Below are 20769 nucleotides of genomic sequence, written 5' to 3'. Positions count from 1 at the left end.
GACCTACTCTAGGGTCTCCTAGTCTGTTGGCCATGCGACCGGACGCCGTACACAGGGTGCTCGACGCCGAATTGGCCGCCGCACGCGAGCGCAGGGGTGGAGAACAGCCCCGCGTGCTCGACGTCGGAGGCGGCAGCGGCGTCTGGGCCGTGCCCCTCGCCGCAGCGGGATGCGCGGTCACGGTCGTGGAGCCCTCCCCGAACGCGTTGGCGACGTTGAACACCCGTGCGCGTGAGGCCGGGGTGACCATCAACGCCGTTCAGGGCGACACGGACGCGTTGGGCGTTCCCGCCGGTGAGGCCGATCTGGTGCTGGCGCACGGGCTGCTGGAGGTCGTCGACGACGCACCGGCCGCGCTCGCCTCGCTGGCCGCCGCGGTGGCGCCGGGCGGCGCGGTGTCGGTGGTGGTCGCGAACCGGTTCGCGGCGATCCTGCACCGGGCGATCGCCGGCCGCATCGTCGACGCCCGCAGGCTGCTGGACGACGACGCGGGTCAGCTCGCGGGCACCCGCGACCCGCTGCAGCGCCGGTTCGACGTCCCAGGTCTTGAGAAGCTCGTCCTGGAGGCCGGACTCTCCGTGGAACTGCTCCAAGGACATGGCATCGTTTCGGATCTCGTGCCCGGCGTCGTGCTGGACGCGAATCCGGGTGCCGCCGACGCGCTCGCCGAGCTGGAACTGGCCGCCGCGACCAGATCCCCGCTCAGGGACGTCGCCGCCCGGCTGCACGTGCTCGCTCGCCGCACCGCCTGACAGCGTTTGCATTCGGGACTTTTATGACACTGATGAGTGGTCCCAAACAACGCCGGGGCGAAAGATAATGGCTTCGCTGCCGACGTAGGGATCCGACGCGATGGAAAGTTCCGACCTGCTGGCCTCACTGGTCAACGAGGCCGTTGCGGGTGACCGGCCTGCCGTCGAACGACTGCTGGCCTCCGTACGGCCGCTCGTGGCGCGGTACTGCCGTGCGCGCGTCGGCCGCAACGAGAGGGCGTACGCGTCGGCCGACGACGTGGCGCAGGAGGTCTGCCTGGCGGTGCTGACGGCCCTGCCGACCTACCGTGAGCAGGGAAGACCGTTCCTCGCGTTCGTCTACGGCATCGCCGCGCACAAGGTCGCGGACGCCCACCGGGTCTCGGCGCGCAACCGCTCCGAACCCGTCGCCGAGGTGCCGGACGGTCCGTCGCTGACCGTCGACCCCGAGGAGAACGCTCTGATGGGCTCCCTCTCGGCACGGCTGGGCCAACTGCTGCGGCTGCTGCCGGACAAGCAGCGCGAGATCCTGCTGCTGCGCGTCGTGGTCGGTCTGACGGCGGAGGAGACGGCTGAGGCGATCGGATCGACGCCGGGCGCCGTGCGCGTGGCCCAGCACCGCGCGCTGGCCAAGCTGAGGACGTCCGTGGGGGTCGAGGAGCTGATTTGACCGGCGCCTTCTACGACGGACTGGCCGGGACGTACGACCTGATGTTCCCGGACTGGGACGCGTCGATGGCCCGGCAGGCGTCGCAGCTCGCGGAGTTCGTTCCGCGGGGCGCGCGCGTCCTCGACTGCGCGTGCGGCATCGGCACGCAGGCGATCGGTCTGGCTCTGCGCGGCTATGAGGTCGTGGGCGCCGATCTGAGCCCCAAGGCGGCTTCTCGGGCCGTGCTGGAGGCCTCGGCGCGTGGCGTCACGTTGCCCGCGTTCGCCGCGGACATGCGCTCGCTGCCGTTCGCGGATGCCTCATTCGACGTCGTGCTCGCGGCGGACAACGCGTTGCCCCATCTGCTGACGGCTGAGGACGTGCTGGCGGCGCTGCGCGAGATGCGCCGGGTGCTCAGGCCCGATGGTCGGCTCATCCTCTCTACGCGCGACTACGACGCGATCCGCAGCGAGCGGCCGTTGTCGACTTCTCCGTCCGTGGGACCGGGTCGCGTCGTGTGGTTCCAGCTCTGGCATTGGGACGGCGACCGGTACGAGTTGGAGATGTTCCGGCTGCACGAAACCGAGTCCTGGCGCGTGGACGTGAGCAAGGCACGGTATTGGGCGATTACTCGTCACGAAATCACCGAATTGGCGGAACGCGCGGGTTTCGATTACTCGGAGTGGTTGCCTCATGCCTATTACCAACCGCTCTTCATTGCGACAAACGGGTGACGTTTGAAGTTTCTCCCTACTTTCCGCATAAGGAGTGACGCGTCGCACGTCTCCTCCACGGGAAGTCGACGAGGGGACACTTCGGATGGAGAGTTCAGCGTTATCCGCGGAACTGGTCAGTCGGGCCGTGCAGGGTGAGCGCCGGGCCGTTGACCAGCTACTTCGCTACCTGCGCCCGCTGGTGGTGAAGTACTGTCGCGCGCGTGTGGGACGTTCAGCGACAACTGCGGACGACGTCGCGCAGGAGGTCTGCCTGGCCGTGCTGACGGCGCTGCCGAACTACCGGGAGCAGGGCCGGCCGTTCCTCGCGTTCGTCTACGGCATCGCCGCGCACAAGGTCGCCGACGCGCATCGGTCACTGGCTCGTAACCGTGCGGAGCCGGTCGCGGAGGTGCCCGACGCGGCCGTGCGGGCAGGGGGACCGGAGGAATTCGTCCTCCAGGACGAGTTGAACGGCACGCTCGGTCAGCTCTTGCACGTCCTTCCGGACAAGCAGCGCGAGATCCTCGTGCTGCGCGTCGTGGTGGGTCTGTCCGCGGAGGAGACCGCGGACGCGGTGGGGTCGACGCCGGGTGCTGTTCGTGTCGCTCAGCACCGCGCGCTCGGTCGCCTTCGCAAGGAAATCGCGTCTCTGGCTGTCCCGATCGGGTGACATTCGTTTGCATTTGTTACGAGTCGTAGTGGATGCGTGGGGTAAACGCATCCAAACGACATACCTAGAGGGCAGGAAGACACCGACATAGGGACCAGGGGGCATGGACAGTTCGGACCCAGCGTCTGCCGCCGACCGGCTGCGCATCGACGGGGTGCTGGTGCAGCACTTCCGCGAGTCGGGGCTATCCGGGCCCGTCTGGGACCAGTTCCACCGTCAGCTCCTCGGACGCGGGCTCACGATCGTTACCAAGCTCGTGCGGTCCGGCGGCATCTTCAGCCGGTCCGGCCGCCACGGCCGGTACCTGCAGCAGCAGGAGATCCCGCGGCTGGAGGCCGAGGAACTGGCCAGCGACGCGGTGTTCGAGGGGTTCGTCCACTTCCGCGACCGGGGTCTCCTCGGCCAGGAGTGGTCCGTCGAGAAGGGGCAGCCGTTGAACGAGTACTTCGTCAACGCCTGCGTGCTCGCGTTCCCCAACGTGTACCGGCGCTGGCAGACGAGGACTCACGGCTGGCAGGACGTACGGCTCGTGGACACCCTCGCGTCCCTCGAACACGTCGTGGCCGAGGGGACCCCTGAGGACGCTGTCATCGAGCAGCAGACCGCGAACGCCGCGTTCGCGACGCTGAGCGAGGACAGCAGGCGGTTGCTCTTCCTTCATGACCAGGGCTATTCGCATGCGGAGATCGGCGAGTTGATGCGACTCACCCCGCGCGCGGTCGAAGGACGGATCCGGCGGGCGCGTCTCGCGGTGCGCCGGCGTCCAGAAGAGGAACGGTGATCTGCGTGGAGTTCACACCCGGCCTGCACCGCAAGGTGCCTGCGGAAGCCGTTCAGGGCTCATCCGTCGGTGGGCCGGTCTCCGCTTCGAGGGGCACTCTCGACGCGTTGGTCGAACGGACCACCGTCGCTCCTGAGCCGCCGGTCGACCCGCCGGCACCCACCTACTACACGGGCCGCCCACAGGCCGCGGACGAACACGTCGCGCGCGCTGTCGCCGGTGACCGTGCCGCCATCAACCGGCTCCTGGGCACCATCAGGCCGTTGATCGTGCGGTACTGCCGTGCGCGCGTCGGGTCGTTCGCGTCGGCGGACGACGTCGCGCAGGACGTGTGCCTGGCCGTACTGACCTCGTTGCCGTCGTACCGCGACCAGGGGCGCCCGTTCCTGGCGTTCGTCTACGGGATCGCGGCGCACAAGGTGGCGGACTCGTTCCGCAGCTTCTCGCGCAACCGCGCCGAGGCGGTGCCGGAACTGCCGGAGTCCATGGACACGGCGGCCGGCCCCGAGCAGCGGGCGATGCAGGGGGAACTGTCGGAGCAGATGGCCACGCTCTTGAGGGTGCTGCCGGAGAAGCAGCGCGAGATCGTCGTGCTGCGCGTGATGGTGGGGTTGTCGGCGGAGGAGACGGCCGAGGCGGTCGGCTCCACGCCCGGTGCGGTGCGGGTGGCCCAGCACCGGGCGTTGTCGCGGCTGCGCAAGGAGCTCAGTGCCGCCAGCGAGTGACGTTCGCGATCCCCTGCGGGCTCGCGTCCTTGTACCGCTCCATCTCGCCGCGCCGCACGTCGGCGATCGTGCCCGCCAGCTCCTGGCCGAACGCCTCGGCGAGCACCGCGTCCTTCTCGAACTCGTCGACCGCCTCCCTCAGCGACGTGGGCAGGCGCTGGACGTCGCCGAGCAGCGCCGGGTCGACGTTGAGGCCTTCGGGGAGCTCGGCCTGCGTGGCGATGCCGTCCAGGCCGGCCGCGATCACGCCCGCGACGACGAGGTACGGGTTCGCGGTCAGGTCGAAGCACTTGATCTCGATGTTGTCCTTGATCAGGCGTAGCGCCGTCTCGCGGTTCTCCTCGCCCCACGCCACGAACGGCGCGGCCCACGTGTTCGGCACGAGCCTGAGGTAGCTCGCGAGAGAGGGCGCGCCGATCGCGCACAACGCGCGCAGGTGGGTGAGGACGCCCGCGCTGAACCGCCTGGCCTCGTCCTGGAAGCCGTCGAACAGGTTCGTGCCGTCACGCCAGAGGCTGAGGTGCAGGTGGCCGCCGTTGCCGACGCCGCCGTTGATCACCTTGGGGGAGAACGACGGGCGCATGCCGTGCCGGATCGTGACGGCGCGGATGGTCTCCTTGACGAGCACGGCGGTGTCGGCGGCGGCCACTGGATCTTCCGGAGCCGTGGAGACCTCGAACTGGCCGGCGGCGTACTCCGGGTGGAACTGGAGGACCTCGACGTTCTGCCGGTCGAGGGCGTTGAGGAGGTCGACGCAGTAGTCGGACACCTCGACCTGGCGGGCGTGGCCGTACGCGGACCCGCTGGTCGCGGGGACCCAGTCGTCGGTGCCGGGCTTGCCGGCGCACCACTCGATCTCGAAGCCCGCCAGCGCGGTGAGGCCCTGGTCGCTGAGGTTCCGGACGGCCTTGCGGGCCTGCAGCCGCTGGTCCATCGGGTACGGGACGCCGCTCTGGTAGTGGCGGTCGACCGGCGCCCAGGCCCAGCCGGGCTGGCCCGCGAGCACCGTGAGCCGGTCGAGGTCGGGGTGCAGGCGCAGGTCGCCGACCGGGCCGCCGGCGAACCGGCCCTGGATGATCCAGTCGTCGAGCAGGAACACGTCGAACACCGGTGACGCGCCCACCCCGTGCGCCGCCGCGTGGGCCAGCCTGCGCAGGGGAACGGACTTGGTGCGGGTGATGCCGCTGTTGTCGACCCAGGTGAGCGCCACGACGCTCACGTCCCTCGCGTTGAGCCCGTCGAAGAGCTCCGTCGCCCGCTCGAACCGCTGGTCACGTTCCGCAGAGTCCACGATCCTAAGGTTATGGGCATTCTGCCGTTCGTCGCCGAGCTCGGGCTGATAGATCACCACTGCCACGGGGTGCTGCGGGAAGACAGCACCCGTCGGGAGTTCGAGTCGTTGTTGCTCGAGGCCGACGCGGTCTCCCCGATCGGCGGGTCGTACTTCGACTCCGCGGTGGGGTTCGCGGTGCGGCGGTGGTGCGCTCCGCTGCTCGACCTGCCCCGGCACGCGTCGGCCGGGGAGTACCTCGAACGGCGGAACTCGCTGCACATCGCCGAGGTGTCCCGGACGTTCCTGATGGCGTCCGGGATCCACACGTTCCTGGTGGACGGCGGGTTCCAGCCGGACCGGCTGCTGTCCGCGTCCGAGTTGGCCGGGCTGGGCGGGGGCGTCGCGCACGAGATCGTGCGGCTGGAGGCGTTGGCGGAGTCCTTGCGGCCTTCGGTGTCGCCGTCGGAGTTCCTCGGGGCGGTTCGGTCGGCGTTGGCCTCGTCTTCGGCGGTGGGGGCGAAGTCGGTCGCGGCGTACCGGATCGGGCTCGACCTGCCCGGTGCGCGGCCTGATGATCTTTCTGTGGAGCGGGCTCTCGGCGGGTGGACCTCGGGGCGGCTGGTGGATCCCGTGGTGATCACCTGGCTGGCCTGGGAGGCGTTGGAAGCCCGGCTGCCGTTGCAGTTCCACGTCGGGTACGGCGACTCGGACCTCGACCTGCACCGGTGCGATCCGTCGTTGCTGACGCCGTTCCTGCGGGCCACCACCCGTCTGGGTGTGCCGGTGCTGTTGCTGCACAACTACCCGTTCCACCGGCAGGCCGGGTATCTCGCGCAGGTGTTCCCGCACGTGTTCTGCGACCTCGGGCTGGCGACGCACGGGCTGGGCCACCAGGCGTCGCGGGTGTTCGCCGAGGCGCTGGAGATCGTGCCGTACGGGAAGTTCCTGTTCTCCACCGATGCGTTCGCTCTGCCCGAGTTGTACTACCTCGGCGCGTTGCTGTTCCGGCGCGCGTTGTCGGACTTCCTGGCGGACGGACTGCGCCGTGACGCGTTCCTCGAGGAGGACGCGCACCGCATCGCACGGTTCATCGCGTCGGAGAACGCCGCACGGGTGTACAAACTGTAGGATTCGCACTGGCGTTCGAAAGGGGTGTTCATGGGTCGCAGTGCGAACCTGCCACGCGGCCTGGTCGACCGGTTCCGCGCGCGTGACGGTGTCTGGCCTGACGACACGGGCTGCCGGATGCTGCACGTCGACATGGACGCCTTCTACGCGTCGGTGGAGATCCGCGAACGTCCTGAGCTCGAATCCGTTCCGGTGGTGGTCGGCGGCATCGGTGGACGTGGTGTCGTGTGCTCCGCCAACTACCTCGCGCGTGAGTACGGCGTGCGTTCGGCGATGCCCACCGCGCATGCGCGCCGGTTGGCGCCTCACGCCGTGTACCTGCCGCCGCAGTTCGACCTCTACCAGGAGGTGTCGCGCGGGGTCATGGCGATCTTCCGCGACGTTACTCCGTTGGTGGAACCTCTCTCGTTGGACGAGGCCTTCCTCGACGTCGGTGGCGCGTTGCGCCGGCTCGGCCTGACGCCGGGCGGCGTGGGGGAGCTGATCAGGTCCCGCGTGTTCGAGGCCCACGGTGTCTCGTGCTCGGTCGGGGTGGCGTCCACGAAGTTCCTCGCGAAGCTCGCCTCGGGCATGTGCAAGCCCGACGGCATGATGGTCGTGCCCGCCGCCGCCTCGCTGGAGTTCCTGCACCCGCTGCCCGTGTCGGCTTTGTGGGGCGTGGGGGCGAAAACCGCCGCGCGCCTGGAGGAACTGGGCCTGGACACGGTGGCGGACGTCGCCGCGATGCCGTTGCCCAGGCTGCGCCGCAAGATCGGCGTGGCGCTCGCGCAACACCTGCACGCGCTGGCCGCAGGGGTGGACGATCGCGCCGTCGTGCCGGTGTCGCGGGAGAAGTCGCTCGGCGCCGAGGAGACCTTCGAGGTCGACGTGGTCGACCGAGCACTGCTGCGCCGTGAGCTGCTACGACTCTCCGAACGCTCGGCGGGTTCGTTGCGCGCCAAGGGCCTGCTCGGCCGGACGGTGTCGATCAAGGTCCGCTTCGGCGACTTCACGACGATCACCCGCTCCCGCACCCTGCCGGTGGCGACCGACGTGACCCAGGAGGTCTACCGAGTCGCCACCGAACTGCTCGACACCCAGGTACCTCCAGGCGCAGTCCGTCTGATCGGCGTCCGAATAGAGGGGCTTGACAACGCCGACTCCGCCCAGCAACTGATCTTCGACGCCCCGGAACGCGGCTGGCGCGAAGCCGAGCAAGCCGCTGACCAGGCCCGTTCCCGCTTCGGCTCGCTAGCCGTCCGCCCGGCCTCACTGCTCCGCGACAGTCCGGAAAGGACTGCGGACTTCGAACCGAAGCCCGAGTGATCGCAACCTGTCCACAACCCGCGAGTTGTCCACAACTTCACTTCAGCCCCGCCGTTCCGCCGTCCCCCAGGCGCACCCTTGACCCATGCGCCACCCCATCGACCTGGAAGCCCTGGGCACCCTCTTCCTCCACCGCGTAGCCCCGGTGGCAGCCCTGCTCCACATAGGACTGTCGTCGTCCCTGATCGACCAGCGCTCCCGGCCGGGCGGCCCCTGGCAACGCCTGTTCCCGAGCATCTTCCTGCTGTCCAGGGCAGGCCCCTCCCGCGAACAACTGGTGCAGGCCGCCCTCCTCTACGCGGGCGAGGGCGCCATGCTCACCGCCTTCGACGCCCTCTACCTGCACGGCATGAGATCCGTCCTGCCCGCGGCAGACGCCATCCACGTCCTCGCCCCACGCAACTCCAGAGCCTGGGGCCACGCCACCCTGCGCCTGGAACGAACAGACCGCCTCCCCAGACCGGCCCTGCGCCGAGGCTTCCACGTGGCTCCGCTGGAACGAGCGGCCATCGACGCCATCCGCCGCACCCACTCGATCCCGGACACGAAGGCCATCCTCGACGAGGTCACCCACTACGTGGGCGTCCAAGCCCTGCGAGCAGAACTGGCCATGGCCCCGCGCAAGGGCACGGCCCTGGCCCGCAAACTCCTCGGCGACTCGCCTGCCCGCCAACTGGAACTGGCGGTGATGGAACGCCGCACGCCGGCGATCCCGCAGGCCCGAACCCCACTACCGATCGGATGACCCCACCGGCCGCCCGGCGACTCGACCTGTCCACCGGCGACCTCGACCCGTCCACCGGCGAACCCTGCCCGCCGACCTCGCGCGCCGGCGCACCTGGCCTGGCCGCTTCCCGTCCCACGGACCCGGTCCCCTCCCGCAACCTGCCTCCCCTCCCACGGCCCGCGCCGCAGCCCGCACCCCACGGCTCGCGCGTCAACCCACAACCCGCGCCGTACCCCCACAACCCGCGCCGTACCCCCACAACCCGCGCCGTACCCCCACAACCCGCGCCGTACCCCCACAACCCGCGCCGTACCCCCGCCCCGCGGCCCGCGCTTCCCCCCGGCCTGCGCTTCACCCCACAACCCGCACCCCACCGCCCGCGTCTCACCCATGGCTCGCGCGTCACCCCACAACCCGCGCTCCACCCCGCAACCACCCCACCCCCGAACCCCAGGCCGCCCAACGGCGAAAGGAGCGTGTCAACCAGCCGATCGGCCACTCCATCACCTCCCCCGGGATGACATCGGCCCCCAGAGCTCCAGCCTCCAGACGGAGGTGAGGTGACGCTCGGTATCCCTACGGTCACTGGCGCAACACCTCATCGAGCACTGGAGGTAGACCAGTGAGAGCAGGACAGCGAGGTGCCCGTCGGGGGTTCACCGCGCTCGCGCTGTCGGCAGGCCTCGTCGCCACTGGAACGGCAACGGGGACGACGGCTGTCGCGCAAGCGCAAGCGCAGGCGGAGCCGGGGCGGGGTGATCGCAGCGTCACGCTGATCACCGGCGACAAGGTCGAGTTGGCGGGCGAGCGCGTCGTGCGGTTCGTGCCGGGGGCGGGCAGGGGCAAGATCCCCGTGCGCACCTTCGTGCGGGACGGGCATCAGCACGTCGTGCCCGCTGACGCGATCGCGTTGGTGGACAACGGGAAGCTCGACCCGCGGTTGTTCGACGTGACGTCGTTGGTCGAGTTCGGCTACGACGACGCGCGGCGCGGCGACGTTCCTTTGATCGTGCGGCCGGCGGCGGGCGCGCGATCGGGTGTCAACGCGTTGGACGCCAAGGAGTCCGTGGCGGGGCTGGTGACCGCGAAGGCCGGGAAGTCGGGCAGCGCCTGGGAGTCGTTGCGCGGTGGGCAGGTCGAGAAGGTGTGGCTCGATGGCCTCCGCAAGGTCTCGCTCGACCGGAGCACCAGGCAGATCGGTGCGCCGGCGGCGTGGGAGGCGGGTGTCACGGGCAAGGGCGTGAAGGTCGCGGTGCTCGACACCGGTGTCGACGAGAAGCACCCGGACCTGCAGGGCAAGCAGGTCGCCGAGAAGAACTTCACCGAGTCGCCGGACAACACCGACGAGGTCGGGCACGGCACGCACGTCGCGTCGACCATCGCGAGCAAGGGGGAGAAGTACCGCGGTGTCGCGCCGGACGCCGAGATCCTCGACGGCAAGGTCTGCGGGCCCGGCGGTTGCCCGGACTCGGCGATCCTCGCCGGCATCCAGTGGGCGGCCGAGCAGGGCGCGAGTGTCGTCAACATGAGCCTGGGCGGCGGGGACACTCCCGAGATCGACCCGATCGAAGAGGCCGTCAACCGGGTGTCACGCGAGACCGGTGCGCTGTTCGTCATCGCGGCGGGCAACTCCGGGCGGCCGGAGACGATCGGCTCGCCCGGCAGTGCCGAGTCGGCGCTGACGGTGGGGGCCGTGGACCGCAACGACGGCATCGCGTCGTTCTCCAGCCGGGGTCCTGCCGCGGACGGTGCGGTGAAGCCTGACGTGACGGCGCCCGGCGTCGGGATCGTGGCGGCGGAGGCGGGTACGCAGGGCCACGTCGCGATGGACGGGACGTCGATGGCGACCCCGCACGTCGCGGGTGTGGTCGCGCTGCTCAAACAGCAACATCCGGACTGGTCGGGCACGCGGCTCAAGGCGACGGTCATGGCGTCGGCCAGGGCGAACCCGGCGTTGACGACGTTCGACCAGGGCACGGGACGTGTCGACGTGCCGAAGATGCTGGCGCAGCAGGTGGTCGCCGACCCGGCGAACATCAGCTTCGGTGTGCAGCAGTGGCCGCACGACGACGACCAGAAGGTCGTCCGCGAGATCACCTACCGCAACCAGGGGAAGGAGCCCGTCACCCTCGACCTGACCACGGACGTCAAGGGCCCGGACGGCAAGTCCGCTCCGGCCGGCCTGGTCGCGGTGTCCCCGGCGAAGGTCACCGTTCCCGCCGGCGGCGAGGCCAAGGCCACGATCACCGCTGACACCAAGGTGAACGCGCCGGACGGCGCCTACAGCGGTGCGGTCGTGGCGTCGAACGGCCTGCGGACGCTCGTGAGCGTCACCCGCGAGGTCGAGAGCTACGACACTGCGGTGTCGGTGATCGGTGCCGACGGCAACCCGGCGACCGACTACAGCACGATCTTCGTCAACACGGCGACCGGCAAGGTCTATCCGGGCAACGCCGCGAACGTCCGCCTGCCCAAGGGCGAGTACGTCGTCGACAGCAGCGTCCTCACCCCGGACTTCAAGGTCGCGTTCATCGTGCAGCCGAAGTTCGTGGTGAACGGCAAGGGCTCGTTCACGGTCGACGCCCGCAAGGCGAAGCCGGTGGCGCTCAAGACGCCGGACGCCGGTGCCAAGGGTCTGATCGGCACGATCTCGTTCAGCGCGAAGGTGGCGGGCGCGCCGTTCAGCCACGGCTGGGCGTTCTTCGACGGTCTGGCGGGCCAGGCGTCCACCGCCCAGCTCGGCCCGGACGCCCCGGACTTCCTGGTGACGATCGCCGAACAGCTCAAGGGCACGTCACGCGACGAGAAGACCCCGGTCACCTATCGCCTGATGTACAGCGAGAAGAGCATGCCGACCGGCTACGAGCGCACGGCCAGGGCGAACGAACTCGCCGAGGTAGCCGGCACCTTCCGCCCGGCGGGTGAGGGGCGCCGGCACGGCATCGCGGTGATGCCGAACCCGGTCGACGGCAGCGGCGGCTTCGGCGCGTTCACCGAGGTGCCCGAGGGCGGCAGCGCCGTCGACCACGTCTCGACCGTCACGGGCAGGTGGAGCTGGATCTACGACAGGGTCGGCCCGGACGGCCAGGCCGAGTACACGACCGAGACGCCTACGCGTTCCTTCAAGGGAGGCAGGAAGTACGCGCTGACGTTCGGCGGCGCCGTCCTCGGCCCGTCGGTCCCGGAGGCGCCCGGCTTCGGACTCGCGAGGCTCGCGGACCAGGTCGCCGTCGGGGTTCCGCTGTTCACCGACAACAACGGCGGTGCGGGCAGGGCGCTCACCGGAACGGTGAAGACCTCGCTGTTCCGCGACGGTACCGCGGTCGGCGAGCAGCCCCAGCCGCGCGCGATCTTCGACGTGCCGGCCGGCGAGGCCACCTACCGCGCCGTAATGGAACACAGCCGCGACACCGAGCTGTCGAACAGGGTGAGCGGTGCCTGGACCTTCAAGTCCAAGCACACCAACGACATCACGCACCTGCCGCTCACGGTGGTCCGGTTCCTGCCGAAGCTCGACGACCAGGACACCGCACACGGTCGTGTCCAGCTCGTCCCGCTCAAGGTCGAGCAGGCGCAGAACACGCCGAAGGTCAGGCGCGTCACCGTCGAGGTGTCGTTCGACGACGGCAAGACCTGGAAGCAGGTGCAGGTCGCCGGTGACAAGGCCGTCGTGCACCACCCGAAGAACGCGAAGTTCGCGTCGCTGCGTGCCAAGACCACGGACGCGGCGGGCAACACGGGCGAGGTGACGATCATCCACGCCTACAGGATCGCGAGCTGAGCCGAGGTGTGCGGGCGAGGCGCGAACCTCGCCCGCACACCGGTCACGGACGCCGGTACTGCGCCGGCGACCCGACCGTCGCCGGGTTCTCGTAGCTCCCGGCCTTCCCCCGGTCGACGTGGAACGTCGTCAGCGTCGACACCGGCGAGGCCGCGTCCCGCCGGTCCCCGATCACCTTCATGTGCGTGGTGAACCGGGTGGGCGCCACCTCGTACACGTCGTAGCCGTACCTGTTGCCCTCGAAGTACTTCAGGTGCGGGTTCGCCGCCCCCATCACCGGGCCGTTGACCGCGTTCCACTCCGGCGAGTACGCGCCGGACGTGACGGAGTGCGCGGTGAACTCCGTGCCGATCACCGGGGACGAGAGGTCGTCGAAGTCCGGCCTGATGTCGTCGACGAACGCCGAGTGCCAGTCACCGGTCAGCACGACGAGGTCCTCAAGGCCGGTGGAGGCCACGTGGCCGAGCACTTCGCGGCGTTCGGCCAGGAAGCCGTCCCACTGGTCGGTGAAGTAGTAGCCGCCTCCCTGGCGGGCGAGCTGCGACAGCATGATCGAGTTGATCCACACCTGCCACGCCTCGCGGGCGCCGGAGATGCCGTCCAGCAGCCACTGCTTCTGCTCGGCGCCCAGGATCGTGCCGCCGGCCAGGTTCTGCGCGGACCGGAACTGGCGCAGGTCGAGCACGGTCAGGTCGAGCAGCGAACCCCACTGGCGGCGGCGGTGGATCTGCGGTTCGAGAGCGCTCCCAGAGCGGATCGGCAGGTGCTCGTACCAGGCCTGGTAGGCGGCGGCGCGGCGCTTCACGAACGGTGCGGCGCCCTCGGTGCCGCTGTAGTCGTTCACGACCTCGTGGTCGTCCCACGTCAGGTAGAACGGGTGTGCCGCATGGGCGTCGCGCAGGGACGGGTCGCCCTTGTACAACGCGTGGCGGCGCCGGTAGTCCGCAAGGGACAGCACGGCGGGGCCCTCGTGGTCGCGCACGTGCGCGCCGCCCACCTGGCCGTGTTCGTAGATGTAGTCGCCCAGGTGCACGACGAAGTCCAGGTTCTCGGCGGCGATCCCCCGGTGGGCCGCGTAGAAGCCGTCGTGGAACGCCTGGCAGTTCGCCGTCGCGAAGCGCACCTTCGACACCGGGCCGACGGGGGCCGTGCGCGTGCGGCCGACGCGAGAACGCTTGCCCAGCGCCGAGAACTGGTAGTAGTAGGTGCGTCCGGGGCGCAGTCCGTGCACCGGCACGTGCACGCTGTGGCCCAACAACACAGACGCCGCAACGGTTCCGTGCGCGACGCGCGAACGCATGGTGCGGTCCGTGGCGACGGACCACTCGACCTCGACGATCTCGGGCAGCGGCTGCTCGAACGCCAGCGGCTCCGGTGCGAGCCGCGTCCACAGGACCACGCTGTCCGGCAACGGGTCCCCGGATCCGACGCCCAGGCAGAACGGCGCCGCGTCCCACGACGCCCCGAGATCCAGCGCGGCCGCGTGGGCCTCGGCGGGCGACAGACCCGCCGACAACGGCCACACGGAGCCAAGTGCGCCGGCGGCGGCCGCGGCGCGCAGAAGATCACGTCGGTTCAGCATCAGCGGCCTCCGACCGTGAACGAGATGTTGTCGGCGTAGCCGTCGTTCGACGTGCCACCACCGGATCGGGTCATCTGCAGCGTCACCACGGCGGTGCGGCTGCCCGGAGGCACGGTGCCGCGAGCCGACCGCTCCAGCAGGCCGGTCCGGCCCGAGCGCTCCTCCGCGGTCACCGGTCCGAGCACCACGAGACCGCGGGGCGTGCCGCCGTCGTCGAGGAACTCGACCGACAGCCGGGCGCCGTCCTGTTGCGAGGCGTAGCCGCCGAGCCACGCGGACACCGCGAACTGAGACGATCGCCGCGGCAACGTCACGCTCTGTCGCAGCGTGCTCAGTGGCGTGTCGCCGCCGCCGAAGAACGACGAACCGCGCTGAGCCGGACCGGGATCACCGGGCCCCGGATACCCCTGGCCCGTGTCGTACCGCAGCACGACGGGGGCGCCCGCGACGACGAGCCAGCCGGTCAGGCCCTGCTCGGCGGCGCCGTTGACGATGAGTTCGGTCATGCGACCGATCCGAGCAAGCGGGGATTTCCCGGGCAAGGCCCAGGGCCGAACTGCACGTGAACGCAAGGCCACAAGGGGCTGGTTGGAGCCTCACGAAGGCCTCACCACTGCCCCAGGAGGATGATGGTGACAGAACAGACCGTATGAGAAGGCCGACTGGGTAGTCGCCGGGGCGCGCGGATCGTATCCTGGAAGGTGACGTCCCCAGGGTGGGTCGTCCGCCGGGTTCGGCGGAAACCGAAAACACCCGGCGCCCGCGACCGCTGTGCCGGAGGAGGAACGATGCCACTCTCCGAGCACGAGCAGCGACTGCTCGACCAGATCGAGCGCGCGCTCTACGCCGAGGACCCGAAGTTCGCATCCACCGTACGAGGCGCCAAGTTGCGGCGGCCGTCCAAACGGCGCCGCGTACAAGGCATCGTGTTGTTCGTCGTAGGCGTGGCCGCGCTCATCACCGGAGTGATGCTGCCGGCGCTCTCGATCGCCAGCATCCCCGTGGTGAGCGTCTTCGGCTTCCTGCTCATGTTCTTCGGTGCGCTCATCACCCTGACGACGTTGCGTCGCGGTGACCAGGTCGCCGAGGGAACGCAGGAGGACGGCAAGCCAGCGCGCAGCCGCAGCTCGTTCTCCGAACGGATGGAAGAGCGCTTCCGCCGTCGCTTCGACGAAGAGCAGTAAGCCCCGGTCGAAGAAGTCTTCACAGGCGATGGGCCCGCCCCCCGGAAGGGGAGCGGGCCCATCGCTTTGTCGAACCACGAGTGGGAACGCGCGCTCTGCCGTCGCGTGGGAGGGCGTTTCGGCCTGTCGAGTGGGAACGGGTGCCTCGCCCGTCGAGAGCGAACGGGCGTTCGGCCCGCCCCGGCAGGGGAGCGGGCCGCGCTTCCTACACCCCGACCGGCTCCCGGTCCGGCGCGTCGGCCATCGGCGCGGGCGCCGGCTTCAGCACCGACTTCGGGAACAGCCTCGCCCGCAACGACAGCGGCGCGTGCTGCCTCAACGACTGCCGGACCGCGGCCAGCGCGCCGGGCAACGCCGGGTCGGCGGCCGGGTTCGGGCTGTACCAGGACCGCTCGATCGCCCCGATCACCATCCGCAGCCCGTCCTTGCCCGCGTCGTCCAGGTTGTGCTCCCGCGCCAACCGGCGGGCGGCGATCCGGATCGTCTCGGCGGCCGGCACCGGCGCGCCGCGGTCGATCGACTCCGCCATGAGCTCGCTCCAGGCCGCCGAGGCCGCGCCGGGACCGAGCGCCGTCACGGCGTGCAGGTGGTTACGCCGTCGCACGGCACGCACGAGCATCGGCGTGAACAGGATCCCGGCCAGCACGAGCGGCACCGCCAGCCACCACGAGAACAACGCGGCCGCGAGCCCCACGCCTATCAGCCACAGCCCGGCCGCGGCCGGTACCAGCAGCTTGCGCGCCCACGCCACACCGAGCAGACCGGCGCCGATCACGCCGAGCAGCGCCAGCACCAGGAAGATCGACAGCAGCGCCGCGAGCAGCAGCACCACGCCCAACGCCCACAGGTGCCACGACGGCGTGGTCTCGGCACTCGCCTGCGGCAGGCCCTGGTCCCCGTCCTCACCGTCGGGCGAGGCCGACGCCTGGGCCGAGCCGGACGCGGACGGAGCCACCGACTCCGTCGTCGTCTCGGCGGTCGGCACCTCCTCCTGGCCCGGCGCCGTCTCACGCAGGTACGGCGGCTGGATGCCGCGGCCGTCGGAGATCGGGGTCGGGTCGAAGGTCATCCAGCCGTAGTTCGGGAAGAAGATCTCGACCCACGCGTGCGCGTCGTCGGTGCTGATCACGCGGTACTCGTTGTCCGCGGAGTTGACCCCGGCGGTGAAACCGATCGCCACGCGCGACGGCAGGCCCACCACACGCGCCATCACGGCCATCGCGGAGGCGAACTGCTCGCAGTAGCCGACCTTGCTCCTCATCACGAAGTCGGTCAGCGCGTCCCTCGTGACGTCGCCCTGCGTCTTGAGCTCGTACTTGAAGTCGCTGGTGGGGCTGTTGAAGAACTCGGACAGCTGCGCCGCCTTGTCGAAGTCGTTCGTGGCGCCCTCGACGACCTTCTTCGCGAGGTCGACGACCTCCTGCTCGACCCCGTCGAACTTGTAGTACTCGCGGTCGACCGCGTTCGCCTGGGTCGGCGCCAGCCGCAGCGCCTGCTTCGTCGGCGTCGACAGCACCGTGTCGATCTCGTACGACTCCGGTTCGCGCTCCCGCTGGGTGTAGATCACGCCCTTCTTCGCGTCGAACTGGTAGTCGTCGTCCGGGGTCTCGATGCGGCGGACGGCGCCGTAGGTCGGCAGCCAGAAGCTCCGCCAGTCGCGCGGCTCGATGTTGATCCGCGTGGTCTTGCCCTCGCCGCGGTCGCCCGCCTGCGGAGGAAGCTCACCCCGCGCGGGCTGGCCGCCGGGGGGACTGCCGCGTTCCCAGCCCTTGTTCGGCACGTACTGCGCCAGCGTCGACGCCCGCATGTAGCTCGGGTCCGTCATGCCGCGCACGTAGAACACCTCGGCGGTCTTGCCTCGGTTGAGCATGCCGCGCAACGACGTCATCTCGCTCAGGCCGATGCCGCCCTTGCCACCACCGCCGACGCCGCTGCCCGGCAGCCTGCCGACGGTGCCGACGAGCGTGAACCCCGCGCCGACGACCAGCGCGATCACCATCGCGATCGCCGCCACCGACGTCGCGGACCCGCCGGACCCGCTCGCCGACCCGGAACCGAGCCTGCCGCGCCACGCCTCGTGCCGGTGCTGCCCGTCGACCGCCAGCAGCATCGCGAACGCGGCCGCGCCCAGGATGAACGTCCAGAACGGCAGCATCTCGTCGGCCAGCGACGCGGGCACCGCGAACACGCACAGCAGCACCAGACCGGACGCCGCCGGAGCCGCCGCGGCCACCGCCAGCGTGTCGACCAGCACCGCGACCAGACCGATCGCCAGCACCACGAGAGCCTGGATCGCCGGTGACGCGTGCACCGGCGGCACCCCGGTCTGCACCTGCGCCACGGACTCCGCGAGCACGTCGCCGAGTTCGCCCAGCGCTTCCGGACCGGGGATGAACAGGAAGATGCCCGACCGCGTGTGCAACGCCGTGAGCAGGCACAACAGCACGGCCACCTGGGCGATCGCGACCAGCGGCGGGGTCAGCCGGGTCGCCCGCAGGAACGCGCCGGTCACGGTGATCGCGACGATCACCACGCCGATGCGCGCCAGCCACAGGTCGCCCTCGATCACGCCGGACAGCGCGGTGGAGGCGCAGAGCACGGCCAGCGCGGCGATCCACGGCGTCGCCGACGTGAACCACTCGGGTTCGGTGCCCTTCGCGGGAGCGGAACGGGACCCCATCTCAGCCCACCTCCGAGCGGAACGACGGACCCCGGGTCCCTGCCGAGGCGCACAACTCCTGCCACACCTGCTGCATCGACGCGGACGGCTTCGCGACCGCCACGCCCCAGCCCGCACCGCTCAGCAACCGCCGGGCGTCCTCGGGATCGGGGGCCGCGGCGTCCGAACCACCGCTCGCACCCGCCCACGCGTTCACGTCCAGCAGCACGGCCAGGCTGCGCGTGCCGCGAGGCCGGTACCGCACGAGCTCCTCCGCCGACGCCGGCGAGAGACCGCCCAGCACCGCGATGACCTCCTGGCCCGCGCCGGGGTCCATCCCGCCGCTGAGCTCACGGCGGTGCGATCCCTGCAGGGCCGCGAGCGCGTCCAGCACCACGTGGTCGCTGTGCCCGCCGTCGGACGACCCGCCCGCCAGCACCCGCCCGTCCTCGGCGACCAGGCGGACCTGGTGGCCGAAGTGGTGCAGGTGCAGGCAGATGGACGCCGCGAACGAGATGGCCCACTCCAGCGACGCCGTCGGACCGCTGCCGCGGTGCGCGTGCACCCGGTGGTCCAGCAGCACCGTCGTGCCGCCACGCCACGGACGTTCCTCGACGCGCACCATCAGCTCGTCACGCCGGGCAGTGGACCGCCAGTGGACCTTCCGCAGGTCGTCGCCCTGGCGGTACGGCCGCACGACCGCGTCGTCCTCGCCCTGACCGGCCCGCAGCCGCACCGAGCCGTCGTCGCCCGCGCCCATGCCGGACCCGCCGGGCAGACCGCCCAGCCGCACGACCCGCGGCACCACGACCAGCCGCGACCGGCCCGCGAGCTCGCGGTCGAACTCGGCGAGCCCGAACGGGTCGGTGATCCGCGCCATCAGCGGGCCGACCTGCTGGACACCGCGCATCACCGGCTTGAGCGGGTAGCGCAACGCCGTCGGAGTGTTGCGGGGCAGCCGCTCGACGAGGAACCGCGGCCGCGCGCCCAGCGCGTACGGGACCGTGTCCTCCAGCATGAGCCCGCCCGTGGGCAGCCGGCCCGTGCTGCGCAGTTCGAGCTTCACCTCGGACGCGGCACCGACCGGCACCCGGCTCGGGGCGAGGAACCGGGAGGCGCGCAGCCCCACCCGAGCCCTCGTCGCGAGCCACGCGGCCAGCAGCGGAAGCGCGATCACGAAGGCCGCGACCCGCAGCAGGTCGCGTTCGTTCAGCACGGCGGCGCACACTCCGGCGGCGAACCCCGCGGCCAGCAAGCATCTTCCGCGTGTGGTCAGACCGGAGAGTGCGGTGCGCATCGTTAGCGTGGCGTCCCTGCGTTGTTGTTGTTCATGCTGCGGACGAACGCGGCGCTGGGGTCGAGTGCCGCCGTCGGCACCGGCACGCGCTGCAGCAGGGCCCTGATCAGGTCGGCGGGGGACCGGCGGGCGGCCTGCGCCTCCGCGGTCAGCACCAGCCGGTGGGCCAGCACCGGGATCGACACCGCGTGGATGTCGTCCGGCACCACGAAGTCACGTCCTGCCAGCGCGGCCTGCGCGCGGGCGGCGCGGACGAGGTGCAGCGTGGACCGCGGCGAGGCACCGAGCCGCAGCTCCGGCAGCCGGCGCGTGGCCGACACCAGCTCCACGGCGTACCGGCGGACCTCCGGCGACAGGTGCACCCTGCGCACGGCCTCGATCAACCGCAGGATCTGCGCCGCGTCCGAGACGGGCCGCAGGTCGTCGAGCGGGTTGTGGCCCGCGTGCTCGTCGACCATCGCGAGCTCGGCCTGCGGGTCCGGGTAGCCGACCGAAACGCGCGCGGTGAACCTGTCGCGCTGCGCCTCGGGAAGGGCGTAGGTGCCCTCCATCTCGATCGGGTTCTGCGTCGCGATCACCATGAACGGCGAGCCCAGCGGGTACGTGTTGCCGTCGACCGTGACCTGGTGCTCCTCCATGCACTCCAGCAGCGCGGACTGCGTCTTGGGGGAGGCGCGGTTGATCTCGTCGCCGACGACGATGTTCGCGAAGATCGGTCCCGGCCGGAACTCGAAGTCGTTCTCCTGCCGGTTGTAGATCGACGAGCCGGTGATGTCGCTCGGCAGCAGGTCTGGGGTGAACTGCACGCGGCTCACCGTGCAGTCGATCGAACGGGCCAGCGCTTTGGCCAGCGAGGTCTTGCCGACACCCGGCACGTCCTCGACCAGCAGGTGCCCCTCGGCGAGCAGCGTCACGAGGGCGAGACGGACCACGTCGGGTTTGCCGACGAGCACCCGTTCGACGTTGGCGGCGATCCGCTGGACGGCGCCGTGCAACTCACCCATTACCTGATCGACCGGCGCGTGACTGTTCGCGCTTGGGCTTCCCGGCGTCACTAAACCTCCAGCAGCCGTGTCCGGAACACGGACGTGTGAGCGTTTCACGCAGTGTGTCAAACCACGGCTAAGTGCCGTTACCCGAAGTGTGGACCCAGTGCCGGTCCACGGTGTAGTCGCAGTCGCCGCCCGTCGGCGGAGTTGATCCCCGTCGGCCGGCAGAGGTCTTCCCGGGCGGTGCGGGCCCAGGTCGCCGTGACCATTTCGTCATCACGGTAGCGGGCGGCACCGACAGTCCCGGTCCGCGGGCCGCACCGGGTTCGCTCCACCACTTTCCACCTTCCCCCACCACCTCGCCGCCACACGCCGTTTTCGCGGAATTTTCTAGGCCGTTCGAGTGCTTATTCGCGGCTGAACCCTCACCCGCGAAGGTGGTGCCGCACGAGTTCCCCCACCCTCCCCCCACGGCGCCCCACGGCTTCTACCTGCACAAACGGGTTACAACGCGCTGTGTAAACGCCTGTTTCAACGTTGACTGTGGTGAA

The 20769-nt window shown here is 70.5% G+C and carries 17 protein-coding genes; 11 read left to right on the top strand and 6 right to left on the bottom strand.

The features are described 5' to 3' along the window. The first annotated feature begins 32 nt into the window (after window positions 1–32). From ACFWN2_RS33735 to shbA, 6 genes are all read left to right on the top strand, one after another. Window positions 33–752 (top strand): class I SAM-dependent methyltransferase, encoded by a 720-nt coding sequence (locus ACFWN2_RS33735; protein ID WP_382434390.1) that lies wholly within the window; start codon window positions 33–35, stop codon window positions 750–752. A gap of 100 nt (window positions 753–852) precedes the next feature. Next, window positions 853–1422 carry a sigma-70 family RNA polymerase sigma factor gene (locus ACFWN2_RS33730; protein WP_382434389.1) on the top strand — a complete coding sequence of 190 codons (570 nt, stop codon included), beginning with the start codon at window positions 853–855 and terminating at the stop codon, window positions 1420–1422. Next, a complete protein-coding gene (locus tag ACFWN2_RS33725) occupies window positions 1419–2135 on the top strand; it encodes a methyltransferase domain-containing protein (protein ID WP_382434388.1) in 717 nt (238 codons plus the stop codon). Before ACFWN2_RS33730 ends, ACFWN2_RS33725 begins: the two co-directional genes overlap by 4 nt. A gap of 85 nt (window positions 2136–2220) precedes the next feature. Further along, on the top strand, window positions 2221–2787 hold the full coding sequence (locus ACFWN2_RS33720; protein ID WP_382434386.1) for a sigma-70 family RNA polymerase sigma factor: 567 nt from the start codon (window positions 2221–2223) through the stop codon (window positions 2785–2787). Window positions 2788–2890: 103 nt separating this feature from the next. After that, window positions 2891–3568 carry an RNA polymerase sigma factor gene (locus ACFWN2_RS33715; RefSeq protein WP_382434384.1) on the top strand — a complete coding sequence of 226 codons (678 nt, stop codon included), beginning with the start codon at window positions 2891–2893 and terminating at the stop codon, window positions 3566–3568. Between the two features lie 233 nt (window positions 3569–3801). Then, window positions 3802–4293 carry an RNA polymerase sigma factor ShbA gene (gene shbA, locus ACFWN2_RS33710; protein ID WP_382434588.1) on the top strand — a complete coding sequence of 164 codons (492 nt, stop codon included), beginning with the start codon at window positions 3802–3804 and terminating at the stop codon, window positions 4291–4293. Here the strand turns inward: shbA and ACFWN2_RS33705 are convergent. Then, entirely contained in the window at window positions 4274–5584 is a 1311-nt protein-coding gene (locus tag ACFWN2_RS33705) for a glutamine synthetase (RefSeq protein ID WP_382434382.1), read from the bottom strand. The genes shbA and ACFWN2_RS33705 overlap by 20 nt on opposite strands. A gap of 12 nt (window positions 5585–5596) precedes the next feature. Between ACFWN2_RS33705 and ACFWN2_RS33700 the strand changes: the two genes are divergently transcribed. From ACFWN2_RS33700 to ACFWN2_RS33685, 4 genes are all read left to right on the top strand, one after another. Next, window positions 5597–6694 (top strand): amidohydrolase family protein, encoded by a 1098-nt coding sequence (locus tag ACFWN2_RS33700; protein ID WP_382434380.1) that lies wholly within the window; start codon window positions 5597–5599, stop codon window positions 6692–6694. Window positions 6695–6724: 30 nt separating this feature from the next. Further along, a complete protein-coding gene (locus tag ACFWN2_RS33695; protein ID WP_382434379.1) occupies window positions 6725–7999 on the top strand; it encodes a DNA polymerase IV in 1275 nt (424 codons plus the stop codon). Window positions 8000–8084: 85 nt separating this feature from the next. Further along, window positions 8085–8744 (top strand): hypothetical protein, encoded by a 660-nt coding sequence (locus tag ACFWN2_RS33690; RefSeq protein ID WP_382434377.1) that lies wholly within the window; start codon window positions 8085–8087, stop codon window positions 8742–8744. A gap of 604 nt (window positions 8745–9348) precedes the next feature. Next, on the top strand, window positions 9349–12507 hold the full coding sequence (locus ACFWN2_RS33685; protein ID WP_382434375.1) for a S8 family serine peptidase: 3159 nt from the start codon (window positions 9349–9351) through the stop codon (window positions 12505–12507). 43 nt (window positions 12508–12550) lie between these two features. Here ACFWN2_RS33685 and ACFWN2_RS33680 read toward each other — a convergent pair whose 3' ends face one another. Both ACFWN2_RS33680 and ACFWN2_RS33675 read right to left on the bottom strand, forming a co-directional pair. After that, a complete protein-coding gene (locus tag ACFWN2_RS33680; protein WP_382434373.1) occupies window positions 12551–14089 on the bottom strand; it encodes an alkaline phosphatase D family protein in 1539 nt (512 codons plus the stop codon). Beyond that, a complete protein-coding gene (locus ACFWN2_RS33675; protein WP_382434371.1) occupies window positions 14089–14595 on the bottom strand; it encodes a hypothetical protein in 507 nt (168 codons plus the stop codon). Before ACFWN2_RS33675 ends, ACFWN2_RS33680 begins: the two co-directional genes overlap by 1 nt. Before the next feature lie 282 nt (window positions 14596–14877). Between ACFWN2_RS33675 and ACFWN2_RS33670 the strand changes: the two genes are divergently transcribed. After that, entirely contained in the window at window positions 14878–15273 is a 396-nt protein-coding gene (locus ACFWN2_RS33670; protein WP_382434369.1) for a DUF3040 domain-containing protein, read from the top strand. 205 nt (window positions 15274–15478) lie between these two features. Here ACFWN2_RS33670 and ACFWN2_RS33665 read toward each other — a convergent pair whose 3' ends face one another. Genes ACFWN2_RS33665 through ACFWN2_RS33655 form a run of 3 tightly spaced genes read right to left on the bottom strand, consistent with a single transcriptional unit; the run spans window position 15479 to window position 20233 of the window. Beyond that, window positions 15479–17953: a transglutaminaseTgpA domain-containing protein gene (locus ACFWN2_RS33665; protein ID WP_382434367.1), complete on the bottom strand. Its 2475-nt coding sequence runs from the start codon at window positions 17951–17953 to the stop codon at window positions 15479–15481. A 1-nt stretch (window position 17954) separates the two neighbouring features. Beyond that, the gene (locus ACFWN2_RS33660) at window positions 17955–19229 is read right to left on the bottom strand and encodes a DUF58 domain-containing protein (RefSeq protein WP_382434365.1); all 1275 of its coding nucleotides are present in this window, start codon (window positions 19227–19229) and stop codon (window positions 17955–17957) included. 2 nt (window positions 19230–19231) lie between these two features. Further along, a complete protein-coding gene (locus ACFWN2_RS33655; protein WP_382434363.1) occupies window positions 19232–20233 on the bottom strand; it encodes an AAA family ATPase in 1002 nt (333 codons plus the stop codon). Window positions 20234–20769 lie beyond the last annotated feature (536 nt).

The organism is Lentzea sp. NPDC058436, assembly GCF_042721515.1.
Classification (GTDB): domain Bacteria; phylum Actinomycetota; class Actinomycetes; order Mycobacteriales; family Pseudonocardiaceae; genus Lentzea.
This window is presented reverse-complemented; position numbering and strand designations above follow the sequence as displayed.